We start from the raw sequence: 1,007 nt of genomic DNA on the forward strand, positions 1-1,007 counted from the left end.
CGGCTCGTACACCCAGCTCGTCGCATTCACCGACGTCTCCGTCGGCCCGTACATGTTGATCAGCTGACCACCCGACACAGCGGCGAACCGCTCAGCGAGCCCCCTGCCCAGCACATCGCCCGCAGAGATCACCCGGCGGAGGCGGGGCATGGCTTCTCCGGCGTTCGCGAACGCGTCGAGTACCGCGTCGAGCAGTGCGGGAACGATGTCGATGGTGGTCACGGCCTGGCTGCGCATGAGCTCCGCGAGGTACGCGGAATCCTTCTCGCCGTCCGGCTTGGCCACCACGAGCCGCACACCCGTCAGCAGCGGCCAGAAGACCTCCTCCACCGACGCATCGAAGTTCAGCGAGGACTTGAACAACACTGCGTCGGTGTCGTCCAAGGCGAACTGGAGCTGAACCGCCTCCACGAGCCCCACCAGGTTCCGGTGAGTGATCACCACACCCTTCGGCACACCCGTCGAACCCGAGGTGTAGAGGACGCAAGCCGGCTGGAGGGCGTGAGGCGCCCCCAGCAGTTCCCCGGGGTCGACGGGACGGGGCGAGGTGCGCTCAAGGCGCTCAGTGGTTCGCGGATCGTCGACAAGGAAGAGCTCGTTCCTGCCTGCCCACAAGGAGGCAGCTTCCACCTTCGTGACGATGACCGTCGGCCGGGCGTCGTCGAGCATGAAGGTGAGGCGCTCGGCGGGATAGCCGGGGTCGAGGGGCAGGTAGGCCGCACCGGTCTTCAACACGGCCAGGAGGGTCACCACCAGGTCAACCGACCGCGGGACCGCCACCGCAACGACCTGCTCAGGACCCGCACCCCGCTCGATCAGCAGACGCGCCAGCCGGTTCGCCCGGTCATCCAACTCCCCATAGGTGACGGCCTGGTCCTCGAAGACCACCGCGACGGCGAGGACGAACCTCTCGTACTCGCCCGGCTCCAGCACCTCCACGGCACCGACCCGCACATCCGGATCAGCAACCACCGACTCCAGAACCATGGCAAGACGACGCCAGAGGG

At 67.3% G+C, this 1,007-nt stretch carries 1 protein-coding gene; it reads right to left on the minus strand.

Annotation, left to right across the window (positions count from 1 at the left end; genetic code table 11):
- Positions 1-987: AMP-binding protein (locus tag IO30_RS0139905; protein ID WP_031151612.1), on the minus strand; the 987-nt coding region annotated here is incomplete at its 3' end.
- Positions 988-1,007 lie beyond the last annotated feature (20 nt).

It is taken from the genome of Streptomyces xanthophaeus, from assembly GCF_000725805.1.
Lineage (GTDB): Bacteria > Actinomycetota > Actinomycetes > Streptomycetales > Streptomycetaceae > Streptomyces > Streptomyces xanthophaeus.